We start from the raw sequence: 13,795 nt of genomic DNA, 5'->3' as shown, positions 1-13,795 counted from the left end.
CATTCTATGGGCGGCGCCAGTATGCCCAAGTCCATGAGCGCGGGCATTTGAAAACGATGGATCGGTGGTGCTTTGCAACCCGGCGCTCGCTCACCACACACGTGGTGAGCGTTTTCAGGTGGTCGTGCGGCGGTTGCAGACAGATTGAATTAAAACCGGCGCCTTGCGGGCGCCGGTTGTATTTTCAATGCTTAGAGATTTTTTGCCATCGTCTCGGTGATGGCTTTTAAACCTTGTTGGGTGCTCTCCTTCCAGTCGTTTTCGGTGACGACCTGCACGCCTTCGCGGTTCTGCCTCACGATTTCGACAGCCGGGGACGCGTTGCCTGTTTCCACTTTCAGGTGAAGCTTGTTGTTCACGCCTGCTGTGAGGAAACCTGGCGACATCCACGACCAGAACTCAATGACATGCACGGTGACGGCTTGGGTATCGGCAGTCTTTTCACCGCTCTGGACAACGCGATAGCCCGCTTGGCCATAGGCCGCGGCAATGCTCTTGGCGATCAGGTCGCTGAGCTTGGTGCCTTCTGGCAACAACACATCACCCAGCGCCATGCCGTAGCCGTTGCGTTTACGGGCGATAGCACGCTCGGTGATGGTTTTGTCGGTGATCTCGCCATCCTTGAGGGACGGAATCTCGGGAATTTCAGGTTTGAGTTCGAAGCGGCGCTCGTCGAGCACCGTGATAGCGACTTTCTGGCCATTGCCGTTCGCGGCTTGAGGTGCGTCTACGCCGACTACCGAACGACTGGTCACGCACCCGAACAAGGCGGTCGTAGCCAACAACAAGCAGGCGAGTTTCAGGTATTTCATGACGACTCCGGTCATTGTGATCAGTCCATTTTTCGATTCAGGAAGGCAAGCAGGTTTCGCGCGCCCTCGCTGTCGAGCCCCGATGTAAAAACCGGGGCTTGCGAAGGCATTAAGTGAATCGGCAGCGCGGCGGAAATCGTGAGCGAGGGGACACGATTTTTGTTTAAAAGGACGAAGCCGGTTTTAAACGCGGATGTCGCTGACCGGGACTACGTCGATCCGCGCCACGGGCCCCGTCAAGTGCGCCAAGTCTGCGTTGTGCTCGGCGATGATGTCTTCGGCGGCGAGGTTGCCGTTGTCGACGGTGGAATGTGCATCGGCGGCGAGCACCACGTCATAGCCCTGGGTCAGGGCCTGACGGACGGTGGCATTGACGCAATAGTCGGTTTGCAGGCCGCAGATGATCAGGCGGTCAACGTCCTTATGTTTCAGCAATTGCAGCAGGTTGGTCTGGTAGAACGAATCCGGGGTGGTTTTGCGTACGCGCAAGTCATGGGATGACGTTTCCAGCCCCTCAGCCAACTGCCAGCCTTCAGAACCATGTTGCAGCAGCTCGCCCTTTTCTTCGTGCTGGATGAGGATAACCGGGATATTGGCATCTCGGGCTCTGGTACTGAGGTCGTTGATGTTCTCGATAACGCGCTTGATCTCAAAACACTCGTACTCGCCAGTGCACAAGGCGTGCTGGACGTCGATGATCAGCAGTGCGGTAGCCATGGTCCCTTCCTTGAAAAGTCAGTGGATCAGGGGACGAAAAATAGATCCGTCCCCTTTGAAAAACAACCCTCAATAACCGAGCGACAACCCGGTATTACGACGTGGGTCGTTCGCCCCATAGAAACGGTTCTTGCCAACCGGTTTGCCTTCCAGCGAAGGCGCGCCGACCAGAATCGCCGCCACATGGTTGGCGTCCTGTGGCCCGGCAAACTTGTGCCCCCAACTTTCGAGCATCTTCACCGTATCCGGACTGGTGGTGAAGGTCTCCAGGTTGGTCTCTTCCGGCAACCACTGCTGGTGGAAACGCGGTGCATCAACCGCTTCCTGGATGTTCATGCCGTAATCGATCACGTTGAGCATCGTCAGCAAGGTCGCGGTGATGATGCGACTGCCACCGGGAGTGCCGACGACCATCACGACTTTGCCGTCCTTGGTGACGATGGTCGGGCTCATGGACGACAGCGGTGCCTTGCCGGGAGCGATGACATTGGCCTCCCCTTGCACCAGGCCGTACATGTTCGGCACGCCGATTTTCGAGGTGAAGTCATCCATCTCGTCGTTGAGAATGACCCCGGTTTTGCTGGCCATGACGCCGGCGCCGAACCAGTCGTTCAGGGTGTAAGTCACCGAGACCGCGTTGCCCCACTTGTCGACGATGGAATAATGGGTGGTGTTGCTGCCTTCATGTGGCGCTACGCCGGGTTTGAGCTCGCGGGACACGCCGGCCTTTTGCGGATCGATGGCGGTGCGGAGTTTGGTGGCGTAGTTTTTATCCAGCAGATGAGCGATCGGGTTCTTCACAAAATCCGGGTCGCCCAGGTAGCTGTTGCGGTCCACGTAGGCATGACGCATCGCTTCAATCTGGTAGTGCATGCTCTGGGCCGAATGATAGCCCAGGTCTTTCATCGGATAGCCTTCGAGGATGTTCATGATCTCGCAAATCACCACGCCGCCGGAACTTGGCGGCGGTGCCGAGACCACATGGTAACCGCGGTAATCGCATTCGATCGGGGCCAGTTCGCGGGTCTTGTATTTGTCGAGGTCGGCCTGAGTGATGATGCCCTTGTTGGCCTGACTGGAGGTGACGATGGCGTCGGCCACCCAACCTTTATAGAAACCGTCGGCACCCTTCTCGGAAATTTCCCGCAGGGTTTTGCCGAGGTCTTTTTGCACCAGTTTCTGGCCGACCTGCATCGGCTCGCCGTTGCTCAGGAAGATCGAGCCGGAATCGCGCATGTCCTTTTTGAAGACGTCGGTGGCGTACTCCAGCAACTCGACATCGCCCTGCTCCAGCTCAAATCCGTCTTCGGCGAGCTTGATGGCCGGGGCGATGACTTCCTTGCGGGGTTTGGTGCCGTATTTCTCCAGCGCCAGTTCCATGCCCGACACGGTGCCGGGCACGCCAACGGCCAGATGGCCACGGGTGCTCAGGTCAGGGACGACATTGCCCTCCTTGTCGAGGTACATGTCTGCGGTGGCGGCCAGCGGTGCTTTTTCGCGGAAGTCGAGGAAGGTTTTGCGCCCGTCCGCCAACTGAATGGTCATGAAACCGCCGCCGCCCAGGTTGCCCGCCGCGGGATAAACCACCGCCAGCGCGTAACCGACGGCTACTGCGGCATCGACGGCGTTGCCACCGTTCTTGAGCACATCGACGCCCACCTGACTGGCCAGATGCTGGGCAGTGACAACCATGCCGTTTTCGGCCGCGACCGGTGCCACGGAGGCCGCGTAAGCACTGAGGCAGCTGAGCGCCAACGAGGTCGCAATCAGCGATTTGGCAAAAGGTTCGAACTTCATGAGTCGGTCTCTTCTTGTTTTTAAGTAGGAAAACGCTTCAAGAGCAGTACGCAGTATGGCCCGGATTACGTATTGCGCCTCCCGGTCGAGGCAGTATGCTTGGCCGCTGTTCAACCTTTTGCGGAGTCCGCCGGTATGAGTTACACCTTCACCACCTTGGCGTCTCCGGTCGGCGAGTTAAAGCTGGTCGCGAACGGCTCGCGACTGGCAGCCATCCTCTGGGAAAACGACAAACCGGGTCGGGTAAGGCTTGGGCCGATGACAGAAGCGCCGGACAATCCGATCCTTGTGCGCACCACTCAGCAATTGCAGGAATACTTCGCCGGTACGCGGAACCGTTTTGATCTCGAACTGGATTTTTCAGGGACGGAATTTCAGAAACAGGTGTGGGAAGCACTACTGAGCATCCCTTTTGGCGAGACCCGTAGCTACAGCGAGATTGCCCGGCAAATCGGCAATCCCAGCGCGGTGCGAGCGGTAGGTGCGGCGAATGGCAAGAATCCGCTTTCGATTGTTGCGCCGTGTCATCGGGTGATTGGCGCTTCGGGGAAGTTGACGGGGTTTGCCGGTGGACTAGAGGCGAAGGAACGGCTGCTGACGCTGGAGGGTTGCGAGTGGTCAGGAGCCGGCAGGACTGGCGATTTGTTCTGATCAGCCGTAACGCGACCTGTAGCAGCTGTCGAGCCCGCGAGGCTGCGTCCGGCTGCGAAGCAGTCATAAAGCTGTTCCGGGTAAACCGTGGTGCCTGAGTTTGCGACTGCTGCGCAGTCGGACGCAGCCTCGCAGGCTCGACAGCTGCTACATTGATTAGCCCGCCGTGAAAATATTTTTCATCGCCGCATACTGCAACAGCATGATGGTCTTCGCATCGCAGATTTCCCCGCGATAAAACGCCTCAAGTGCGTCGTCGAATTTCCACTCCAGCACTTCCAGTTCCTCGGTCTCCTCTTCCAGTCCGCCGCCATCGCTGACCTTAGACGCGGCATCGTACTCAGCGATGAAGAAGTGCAGTTTTTCAGTCACCGAACCAGGGCTCATGTAGGCCTCGAACACCTTGTGCACATGGTGCACGCGATAACCGGTTTCTTCCTCCGCTTCTTCGCGGATGCGCTCTTCAGGCGCCGCACCTTCGAGCAGCCCCGCCGCCACTTCGATCAGCAAGCCATCGTGGCCGTTGACAAACACTGGCAATCTGAATTGCCGGGTCAGCACGACGGTTTTCTTTTCGCGGTTGAACAGCAGAATCGCCGCGCCGTTGCCCCGGTCGTAGACCTCGCGGGTCTGGCGCTGCCATTCGCCGTTGTTGCGCAGGTAATCGAAGGTGATTTTCTTGAGCAGGTACCAGTCATGGGACAACACCTGGGACTCGATGAGGTTGACCCGCTCGGCTGTGTTCGACATGACAACGCATCCCTTTTTCGTCGGAAGGCGCACATGTTAGGCGAAAACGAAAGCCTGGCGCTAAGAAAGCTGGGCCTTGTATTCCTTCACATATTGCCCCGCCAGCGTCTCTTTCTGTTTGTCGTCGAGTAGCTTGCCGGCCATCTGGAAGAACTTCTGCTCTTCCTCTTCCATGTGGTGATTGACCTTCTCGGCGAGCTTCTTCGCGGCGGCCAGCCAAGCCGGACTGGACATCTCGGTCTCGTCCAGCGTTTCCATCATTTCGTCCATCTCGTGGTGTTCGGCAATCGCATGGCGACTGAGGTCGACGCCGTTGTCAAACTCCATCAGCGGGATGTAGAAATGGCGCTCTTCAGCGGTTTCGTGGGCCTGAAGTTCGGACTTGAACCGCTGGTAAGCCTCGACCCTCTCCGGGGTATCGCCGTTGGTCTGGATCAGCGCATCGGCGTAGGCGCGTTGGCGGTCATGGCTTTCGCGCAAGGCTTCAAAAATATTCACGGATTGTCCTCATAGGCCGCGTTCTGGAATGACGCTGTTTAGGCTAGACATCCGGGGGAGGACGACGGTTCCACTCGTTCTCAGGGAATAGAACAAGGCCTCGTAGGAGCAAAGCTTGCTCGCGATGAACGATAACGCGGTGTGTCAGTAAATACGCCATCGCGGGCAAGTCGGACCGCCGCATCGCTCGCTCCTACAGGGATATGCGTCAGTCCAAAGGATCAGAGGCAGGTCGCCAGCGCCGCGAGTCGGCGCTTGGCCACAAAGTCGTCACGTTGCGCGTAATAATTCAGCACGGTTGCGGAAGCGTCAGTCGTCACGTCCACAAAGGACTCGGCCGACCGCGTGTAAACGGTGGAACCACCCTTTTTGCCAGGCTGCAAGTACGCGCCCGCATCGACCCCGAACACCGCCTCGTCCTGCCAGGAAAACTGCACACACTGGGCGACGACTTTTTCCGGCTTGTCCGACGTCAGGGTTTTGTACGGGGTTCCAGTGCGGGCATCGTTCATCGCCGAGCCGGCGCATCCCGCCAGCAACGTTACGGCCAGCGCCACCATCAGAATTCGCATTGCGTTCGCTCATCAAGAAAAAGCGGACTGTATCACCGCGGCACGGCGTATCGTTCTGCTTTACTTCATTTATACCGCGACACCGAGTGACGATTCGCGCACCCTGTCGCGCCATCAACGCCGCATCGCCCATATTTCCGGGCTCATTTTTTGGAAAGGCCATGACACCCAACGCCGAATATTACAAACCGACCGCTGAATATGCCGACAAGCTGATCAGCCAGATCGGTCAGACGCCGTCCTGGATTGCCAAGCGAATTGGCGTCACCGACAAGCGGATTCGTTACATCCTTGACGGCGAAAGAACCGTCAAAGGTGAAACCACGCCGATTCAAATGACGTATCCCGAGCAGTTTGCCCTTGAGTGCCTGGCAGCAGCGGCCAAGGCCAGCAAGAAGCAATCTTCGTAACCCGGCCTCAAGGAGCGACCATGGCGGCAACCGAACAGCAACACGAGCAAGCGCTGAAGAAGTTTCTCGATGTGCGCCCTGAACTGCGCGTCGAACTCGACAATCTCAACCCTCTGTTGGCTCAGGCCAAGGGCGAGACCGCGGCGCAGTACCGCGAGGAGCGCTTGAACGAAGCGTTTGAAACCGAGGCCGAGCACCTGGGATTGTTTGCCTGGGAGCTGACGCTGCAACTGACCGCGGCGACGCCCGAGGACTATCAGGTACAACGCCTGGAAGTGCACAAGGAAGTGGCCGAGATGGCCGGCATGGACTGGCTGGAGTATTGCGAGTTATATGGATTGAGTAAGTGACCATCGCGGTCGCTGCCTGAGGACGACCTTCGCTGATGTTGCCATCCCTTTCAACTGACCGCGCCAGCCCAGGCCATCTGCATACCCGGAAATGGCGGGGACGCATCGGCATGTCGCTGGTGGCCAGCCTCTCGGTGCTCGCTGGCATGACTGACGCCATCGGCTTCATGGCCAGCGGCGATTTCGTCTCGTTCATGAGCGGCAACACCACCCGCCTCGCCGTCGCCATCAGCGATGGCGACCTGGGCCTGACCTTGCGCCTGATGATACTCGTTGGCACCTTCGTCGTCGGCAACGCCTTGGGTATCGTCGTCAGCCGCCTCGGCGGCCGTCGGGCGCTGCCCTTGCTGCTGTGCATCGCCACGCTGCTGTGTGGGGCTGCGGCCTGGCCTTATGAGGAACAATTGCCGGCGTTGCTGGCGGCGATCATCGCCATGGGCATGCTCAATGCCGCCGTCGAAGAAGTGAACGGCCTGCCGGTCGGCCTGACCTACGTCACCGGCGCCCTGTCGCGCTTCGGCCGTGGGCTGGGACGCTGGATGCTCGGCGAACGTCGCAACGGTTGGCGCGTGCAACTGATCCCCTGGACCGGGATGTTTGCTGGCGCGGTCATCGGCGCCGTGCTGGAACATTACTTGGGGCTCAGCGCCTTGTTTGTCAGCGGTCTGCTGGCCGGCGCCATCGGGCTGCTGTCGCTGAAAATTCCGCGGCGTTGGCAGTTGGGGTATATGCCGCGCTGATCTTGACATGATCGTTCCCACGCTCTGCGTGGGAATGCTGCCCGGGACGCTCTGCGTCCCAAGCGGACGCAGAGCGTCCAATGAGGCATTCCCACGCGGAGCGTGGGAACGATCAGTGAATTCAGTGGGTGCAGCGATGGGTCTCGAGGAAAACGCCCTTCGCCGCCCCGGCGATAAAGCATTATCATGGCCGCAGTTTTGCTGATCGAGTCCGTCATGAAGTTTGCCATCGCGCTGTTTTCCGCCGCCCATGCGCCCTCCTCGCGCCGCGCCTTGCTGTTCGCCCAAGCCGCGCTGGCCGGCGGGCATGAGATTGTCCGGCTGTTTTTCTATCAGGACGGCGTCTACAACGCCTCCGCAAGCGTAGTCACGCCGCAGGATGAGCTGGACTTGCCCAAGCAATGGCGCAACTTCGTCACCGAGCATCAACTGGACGGTGTCGTGTGCATCGCCGCGGCCCTGCGCCGTGGTGTGTTGAACGAAGAAGAAGCCGGACGCTATCAGCGTGAAGCCGTTGCTGTAGGCGCGCCGTGGGAATTGTCCGGACTCGGCCAGTTGCATGACGCGGTGCAGGACGCTGACCGTCTGATCTGTTTCGGAGGCGCGTGAGATGCCTAAATCCTTGCTGATTATCAGCCGACAGGCGCCATGGTCCGGACCGAGTGCGCGGGAAGCGCTGGACATCGTGCTGGCCGGCGGTGCGTTCGACCTGCCGATCGGCCTGCTGTTTCTCGATGACGGGGTGTTTCAGCTCGCCGCGCAACAGGATGCCAAGGCCCTCCAGCAGAAGGACCTGAGCGCCAACCTGCAAGCCTTGCCGATGTTCGGTGTCGAAGACCTTTTCGTCTGTGGCGCCAGTGCTGCAGAACGGGGTCTGGACCCGGCCGGTTTAGCGCTGGAAGACGCTCAAGTGCTGGCCGCACACGAAATCACCGCACTTATTGACCGTTACGACCAGGTGATTACCCTCTGATGTCGACTTTGCATGTGTTGTCTCATTCCCCGTTCGGCGACGATCGCCTGACCAGTTGCTTGCGCGTGATTGGCGCTGGCGATGCGCTGCTGCTGTCTGGCGATGCGGCGTATGCCTTACAACCGGGCACCGCGCCTTTCAGCACGCTGAGCGCCCGCAGTCTGAAACTGTTCGTGTTGGCCGAAGACGCTCAGGCCCGGGCGCTGGTTACTCCGGATTGGGCCACAGCCATCGATTACCCGGCCTTCGTCGAGCTGTCGATTCACTACGACAAGGTCAACAGTTGGCTATGAACTCCCTGACGGTCGGCGCACGCGCCATCGAGTTGGACAAGGACGGTTTTCTGGTCGAACTCAGCGACTGGTCCTTTGAGGTGGCCAGCGCCCTGGCCGCCGCCGAAGACATCGAGTTGAGCCCTGAACACTGGGAAATTCTCGAACTGCTGCGCAATTTTTACGACGAATTCCAGTTGTCGCCGGCCACCCGCCCGCTGATCAAGTACACCGCATTGAAGCTGGGCCCGGACAAGGGCAACAGCCTGCACCTGAACCGACTGTTCAAAGGCACCCCTGCCAAACTCGCCGCGAAACTGGCGGGCCTGCCCAAACCGACGAATTGCTTATGACCGATTACCCAGCGCTGACCCTCGAAACACCCGCCGAACACCCGTTCGCCCCGTTCGTGCGGATCCTCGGCAAAGGCAAACGCGGCGCTCGCGACTTGACCCGCGAGGAAGCCCGCGAAGCGATGGGCATGGTGCTCGACCACAAAGTCGAAGACACCCAGCTCGGCGCCTTCCTGATGCTGTTGCGGCACAAGGAAGAAAGCGCCGAGGAGATGGCGGGCTTTACCGAAGCGTTGCGCGAACGTCTCAATTCTCCAGCGTTGGCCGTCGATCTGGACTGGCCGACGTATGCCGGCAAGAAGCGTCATCTGCCGTGGTATCTGCTGGCGGCCAAGTGCCTGGCGCAAAATGGTCTGCGCATCTTCATGCACGGCGGCGGCGCGCACACGGCGGGTCGGCTGTATAGCGAACAGCTGCTGGATGAGTTGAAGATTCCGTTGTGCCGCGACTGGCAGCAGGTGGGTGTGGCGCTGGATAACGGCGGACTGGCCTTCATGCCGCTGGTGGATTGGGCGCCGCAACTTCAGCGCATGATCGACCTGCGCAACACCCTGGGCCTGCGTTCGCCGATCCACTCCCTGGCGCGGATTCTCAATCCGTTGGGTGCTCGCTGTGGCCTGCAAAGCATTTTCCACCCCGGTTACCAGGCTGTGCATCGCGATGCCAGCGGCTTGCTCGGCGACACCGCGATCGTGGTGAAAGGCGACGGCGGCGAAATCGAGATCAACCCGGACGCCGACAGTCATCTGTACGGCACCACGGGCGGCGAAAGCTGGGATGAGGAATGGCCGCAACTGTCGAGCCAGCGCCACGTCAAACCGGCCGCGCTCGATCCCGGACACCTGAAAGCCGTGTGGCGTGGCGACGTGGTCGACAGCTACCCGCAAATGGCGCTGATCTCGACCATGGCCCTGGCCTTGCGGGGCCTCGGTCAAACCCGCGAAAGCGCCTTCGAAACCGCCCAGCAGTACTGGGATGCTCGGGACAGATCGATTTAACCGATCATAAGCGCCAAACCTTTGCGCTTTTTTATCGAACCTATGCGAATAGACTTCTCTCCAATGCTTACTGGTTGAGGAGTCTAGAACATGGGTTTGTTGGTTGAAGGTCGCTGGCATGACCAGTGGTATGAAAGCAGCAAGGACGGCGCGTTCCAGCGTGAACAGGCGCAGCGTCGCCACTGGCTGACCGCCGACGGCAAACCCGGCCCGACCGGTGTCGGTGGTTTTGCGGCCGAGGCCGGGCGCTATCATCTCTATGTGTCCCTCGCCTGTCCGTGGGCGCACCGCACGCTGATCCTGCGCAAACTCAAAGGTCTCGATAGCTTTATCGATGTGTCAGTGGTCAGTTGGCTAATGCTGGAAAACGGCTGGACCTTCGACCAGAACCTCGGATCGACCGGCGACAAGCTCGATCACTTCGACTTCATGCACCAGCGCTATACCGCCGATACTGCCGACTACACCGGCCGCGTCACGGTGCCATTGCTCTGGGACAAACAGCAGAATCGCATCGTTAACAATGAATCGGCGGAGATCATCCGCATGTTCAATGGCGCCTTCGATGATTTGACGGGTAATGACCTGGATTTCTACCCGGCGCCGCTGCGGGGCGAGATCGACGCGCTGAACGAACGGATTTATCCGGCGGTGAACAATGGTGTGTACCGCGCCGGGTTTGCCACGTCGCAGAAAGCCTATGAAGAGGCGTTCGATGATGTGTTTGCCGAGCTGGATCGGCTGGAGCTGCTGTTAGGCGAGAATCGTTACTTAGTCGGTGAATACCTGACAGAAGCGGACATTCGGCTGTTCACCACACTGATTCGCTTCGACGCGGTGTACTACGGGCACTTCAAGTGCAACCTGCGGCGAATTGCCGACTATCCGAACCTGTCGAACTGGCTACGGGAGATTTATCAGTGGCCGGGGGTTGCCGAGACGGTGGATTTCGAGCACATCAAGCCTCACTACTACGGCAGCCACAAGACCATCAACCCAACGGGGGTTGTACCGAAAGGGCCGGCGCAGGATTTCACGGCACCGCATGATCGGGAGCGGCTGAGCGGGAAAGGGGTTTGGCGTAAGAACAACGCCTGATGATCGTTCCCACGCTCCGCGTGGGAATGCCGCCAGGGACGCTCCGCGTTCCGCTTTGGAAGGTGACGCAGAGCGTCACGGGATGCATTCCCACGCGGAGCGTGGGAACGATCAGTTACCGGTGTTCAGACTTGAGCCTGCGCGCCCTCGAACCAAGCCAGTTTCTCGCGCAACTGCACCACTTCCCCAACGATCACCAGCGTCGGCGCATGCACTTCATGCTCCGCCACCAGCTGCGGCAAATTCGCCAAGGTGCCGGTAAACACCCGCTGATTGACGGTGGTGCCCTGCTGGATCAACGCCGCCGGCGTATCCGCTGCGCGACCATGCTTGATCAATTGCTCGCAGATGATCGGCAAGCCCACCAACCCCATGTAAAACACCAGGGTTTGCGCCGGCGCAACCAGGTCGGCCCACGGCAAATCGGTGGAGCCGTCCTTCAGGTGCCCAGTGACAAAACGCACCGACTGCGCGTAATCGCGGTGCGTCAGCGGAATCCCGGCATACGCCGCGCAACCGCTGGCCGCCGTGATACCCGGCACCACCTGGAACGGAATGCCATGGGCTGCCAGCTCTTCGATCTCTTCACCGCCGCGTCCAAAGATGAACGGATCACCACCCTTCAACCGCACGACCCGCTTGCCTTGCTTGGCCAAATCCACCAATTGCTGGTTGATCTGATCCTGCGGCACAGCGTGATCGGCGCGACGCTTGCCGACGTAAACCCGTTCGGCATCGCGACGGCACAAATCCAGAATCGCGGGCGCCACCAAGCGGTCATACAGCACCACATCGGCTTGCTGCATCAAACGCAACGCGCGGAAGGTCAGCAGGTCCGGATCACCCGGCCCTGCGCCCACCAGATAAACTTCGCCGGTGGCCACAGGTGCTTCACCATTGATCTTCGCCAGCATCAAGCGCTCGGCTTCGGCGCCCTGCCCGGCCAGTTGTCGATCGGCAATCGGGCCCTGGAACACGTCTTCCCAGAACGCCCGACGCTGCTGCACATCCGGGAACAGGCGTTTGACCTGGCTGCGGAATCGCGCTGCCAGACCGGCCAATTGACCGTAGGTGGAAGGAATCCAGGTTTCCAGTTTGGCACGGATCAACCGCGCCAGCACCGGCGCGTCGCCGCCACTCGATACCGCAATGATCAAAGGGGAACGGTCGACGATCGCTGGGAAGATCACGCTGCACAAGGCCGGCGCATCCACCACGTTGACCGGCACGCAACGCCGATGGGCATCGGCGGAGACTTGCGCGTTCAGCGGTTCGTCGTCGGTGGCGGCAATGATCAGCCCGCAACCGTCCAGGTCCGCTTCGACGTAGCCACGCACCCAACACTCGCCACCGCTGCCGATAACCAGTTCACGCAGTTGCGGCTCGATTTCAGGTGCAACCACCCGCAGCAGCGCACCGGCGTCGGCCAGCAGGCGGGATTTGCGCAAGGCAATCTCCCCCCCGCCGACGACCAACACACGACTGCCGCGAAGGTTATGAAACAGCGGCAGATAGTCCATTTAGCCGATGACCTCAAGGCCACCCATGTACGGTTTCAGCACGTCCGGCACACGGATCGAGCCGTCGGCTTGCTGGTAGTTTTCCAGCACCGCCACCAGCGTACGACCGACCGCCAGGCCGGAACCGTTCAGGGTGTGAACCAGTTCAGGCTTGCCGGTTTCCGGGTTGCGGAAGCGCGCTTGCATACGACGGGCCTGGAAGTCGCCGCAGTTGGAGCACGACGAAATCTCGCGGTATTTGTCCTGGCTCGGGATCCACACTTCCAGGTCGTAGGTCTTGACCGCGCTGAAACCCATGTCGCCGGTACACAGCGCCAGGGTGCGATAAGGCAGTTCCAGCAGTTGCAGGACTTTCTCGGCGTTGGCGGTCAGGCCTTCGAGCGCTTCCATCGAAGTCGATGGCTCAACGATCTGGACCATTTCAACCTTGTCGAATTGGTGTTGACGGATCATGCCGCGAGTATCGCGACCCGACGCACCGGCTTCGCTGCGGAAGCACGGTGTGTGCGCAACGAACTTGATTGGCAGCAGTTTCGAATCGACGATTTCGCCCGCGACGATGTTGGTCAGCGACACTTCAGCAGTCGGGATCAGGTACAGATCGGCTTCGCCTTCGCGAGTGATCTTGAACAGGTCTTCTTCGAATTTCGGCAGCTGACCCGTGCCTTGCAGCGCCGGCGCTTGAACCAGATAAGGCGTGTAGGCCTCTTCGTAACCGTGTTCGCTGGTGTGCAGGTTGATCATGAATTGCGCCAGGGCGCGGTGCATACGAGCGATCGGGCCACGCAGCAGGGCGAAACGGGCGCCGGACAGCTTGGCGGCGGTTTCGAAGTCCAGCCAGCCGAACTTCTCGCCCAGGGCGACGTGGTCTTGAACGGGGAAATCGAACGCGGTCGGGGTGCCCCAGCGGCGCACTTCGACGTTGCCGTCTTCGTCATCGCCGATCGGCACGGATTCGTGCGGCAGGTTCGGGATGCCGAGCAGGATCGAATCCAGATCGGTCTGGATCCCGTCCAGCTCGACTTTACCGGCGCTCAATTCGTTCGCCATGCGCTCGACGTCGGCCATCAGCGGCGCGATGTCTTCGCCACGCTGCTTGGCCTGACCGATGGATTTGGAGCGCGCATTACGTTCAGCCTGCAGTGCTTCGGTGCGGGTCTGGACGGTCTTGCGCTGTTCTTCCAGCGCTTCGATGCGCGCAACATCCAGCGTATAGCCACGGGATGCCAGGCGGTCCGCTACGTCCTGAAGGTTGCTACGTAACAGTTTGGAATCGAGCATGTC

18 protein-coding genes are annotated in these 13,795 nt (G+C 59.9%); 10 read left to right on the top strand and 8 right to left on the bottom strand.

Going from position 1 to position 13,795, the window contains the following annotated elements; all coding sequences use genetic code 11:
• Positions 1-191: 191 nt before the first annotated feature.
• From QK293_RS13370 to ggt, 3 genes are all read right to left on the bottom strand, one after another.
• On the bottom strand, positions 192-812 hold the full coding sequence (locus tag QK293_RS13370; protein WP_282377731.1) for a flagellar biosynthesis protein: 621 nt from the start codon (positions 810-812) through the stop codon (positions 192-194).
• A 183-nt stretch (positions 813-995) separates the two neighbouring features.
• Positions 996-1,529 (bottom strand): cysteine hydrolase family protein, encoded by a 534-nt coding sequence (locus QK293_RS13365; RefSeq protein ID WP_282377730.1) that lies wholly within the window; start codon positions 1,527-1,529, stop codon positions 996-998.
• A 69-nt stretch (positions 1,530-1,598) separates the two neighbouring features.
• The gene (gene ggt / locus QK293_RS13360) at positions 1,599-3,326 is read right to left on the bottom strand and encodes a gamma-glutamyltransferase (protein ID WP_282377729.1); all 1,728 of its coding nucleotides are present in this window, start codon (positions 3,324-3,326) and stop codon (positions 1,599-1,601) included.
• 135 nt (positions 3,327-3,461) lie between these two features.
• Here ggt and QK293_RS13355 point away from each other — a divergent pair, with 135 nt between their 5' ends.
• Complete coding sequence (locus QK293_RS13355; RefSeq protein ID WP_282377728.1) at positions 3,462-3,977, top strand: methylated-DNA--[protein]-cysteine S-methyltransferase; 516 nt, start codon at positions 3,462-3,464, stop codon at positions 3,975-3,977.
• 156 nt (positions 3,978-4,133) lie between these two features.
• On the opposite strand, the gene QK293_RS13350 is transcribed toward QK293_RS13355, so the two are convergent.
• From QK293_RS13350 to QK293_RS13340, 3 genes are all read right to left on the bottom strand, one after another.
• Entirely contained in the window at positions 4,134-4,727 is a 594-nt protein-coding gene (locus QK293_RS13350) for an NUDIX domain-containing protein (protein WP_056743878.1), read from the bottom strand.
• A 60-nt stretch (positions 4,728-4,787) separates the two neighbouring features.
• The gene (locus QK293_RS13345; protein ID WP_282377727.1) at positions 4,788-5,225 is read right to left on the bottom strand and encodes a hemerythrin domain-containing protein; all 438 of its coding nucleotides are present in this window, start codon (positions 5,223-5,225) and stop codon (positions 4,788-4,790) included.
• A 221-nt stretch (positions 5,226-5,446) separates the two neighbouring features.
• Entirely contained in the window at positions 5,447-5,797 is a 351-nt protein-coding gene (locus QK293_RS13340; RefSeq protein WP_282377726.1) for a hypothetical protein, read from the bottom strand.
• Positions 5,798-5,958: 161 nt separating this feature from the next.
• On the opposite strand from QK293_RS13340, the gene QK293_RS13335 reads away from it, so the two are divergent.
• From QK293_RS13335 to QK293_RS13295, 9 genes are all read left to right on the top strand, one after another.
• On the top strand, positions 5,959-6,207 hold the full coding sequence (locus QK293_RS13335; RefSeq protein ID WP_008154823.1) for a hypothetical protein: 249 nt from the start codon (positions 5,959-5,961) through the stop codon (positions 6,205-6,207).
• Positions 6,208-6,227: 20 nt separating this feature from the next.
• Positions 6,228-6,557, top strand: a complete 330-nt coding sequence (locus tag QK293_RS13330; RefSeq protein ID WP_282377725.1) for a DUF6388 family protein — start codon at positions 6,228-6,230, stop codon at positions 6,555-6,557.
• Positions 6,558-6,592: 35 nt separating this feature from the next.
• Positions 6,593-7,297: a YoaK family protein gene (locus QK293_RS13325; RefSeq protein ID WP_282377724.1), complete on the top strand. Its 705-nt coding sequence runs from the start codon at positions 6,593-6,595 to the stop codon at positions 7,295-7,297.
• Positions 7,298-7,513: 216 nt separating this feature from the next.
• Positions 7,514-7,906 (top strand): sulfurtransferase complex subunit TusD, encoded by a 393-nt coding sequence (gene tusD / locus QK293_RS13320; RefSeq protein ID WP_282377723.1) that lies wholly within the window; start codon positions 7,514-7,516, stop codon positions 7,904-7,906.
• A 1-nt stretch (position 7,907) separates the two neighbouring features.
• Positions 7,908-8,270 (top strand): sulfurtransferase complex subunit TusC, encoded by a 363-nt coding sequence (tusC, locus tag QK293_RS13315; protein WP_282377722.1) that lies wholly within the window; start codon positions 7,908-7,910, stop codon positions 8,268-8,270.
• Positions 8,270-8,563, top strand: a complete 294-nt coding sequence (gene tusB / locus QK293_RS13310; RefSeq protein WP_282377719.1) for a sulfurtransferase complex subunit TusB — start codon at positions 8,270-8,272, stop codon at positions 8,561-8,563. Before tusC ends, tusB begins: the two co-directional genes overlap by 1 nt.
• On the top strand, positions 8,560-8,895 hold the full coding sequence (locus QK293_RS13305; protein ID WP_282377718.1) for a TusE/DsrC/DsvC family sulfur relay protein: 336 nt from the start codon (positions 8,560-8,562) through the stop codon (positions 8,893-8,895). The genes tusB and QK293_RS13305 overlap by 4 nt, the downstream gene beginning before the upstream one ends.
• Positions 8,892-9,893, top strand: a complete 1,002-nt coding sequence (locus QK293_RS13300) for a glycosyl transferase family protein (RefSeq protein WP_282377717.1) — start codon at positions 8,892-8,894, stop codon at positions 9,891-9,893. The genes QK293_RS13305 and QK293_RS13300 overlap by 4 nt, the downstream gene beginning before the upstream one ends.
• 90 nt (positions 9,894-9,983) lie before the next feature.
• Positions 9,984-10,991 carry a glutathione S-transferase family protein gene (locus QK293_RS13295; protein ID WP_282377716.1) on the top strand — a complete coding sequence of 336 codons (1,008 nt, stop codon included), beginning with the start codon at positions 9,984-9,986 and terminating at the stop codon, positions 10,989-10,991.
• A gap of 125 nt (positions 10,992-11,116) precedes the next feature.
• Here QK293_RS13295 and cysG read toward each other — a convergent pair whose 3' ends face one another.
• Both cysG and serS read right to left on the bottom strand, forming a co-directional pair.
• Positions 11,117-12,511 carry a siroheme synthase CysG gene (cysG, locus tag QK293_RS13290; protein ID WP_282377715.1) on the bottom strand — a complete coding sequence of 465 codons (1,395 nt, stop codon included), beginning with the start codon at positions 12,509-12,511 and terminating at the stop codon, positions 11,117-11,119.
• Positions 12,512-13,792: a serine--tRNA ligase gene (serS, locus tag QK293_RS13285; RefSeq protein ID WP_282377714.1), complete on the bottom strand. Its 1,281-nt coding sequence runs from the start codon at positions 13,790-13,792 to the stop codon at positions 12,512-12,514.
• Positions 13,793-13,795 lie beyond the last annotated feature (3 nt).

The sequence above is a fragment of the Pseudomonas sp. AL03 genome, from assembly GCF_029960815.1.
Lineage (GTDB): Bacteria > Pseudomonadota > Gammaproteobacteria > Pseudomonadales > Pseudomonadaceae > Aquipseudomonas.
This window is presented reverse-complemented; position numbering and strand designations above follow the sequence as displayed.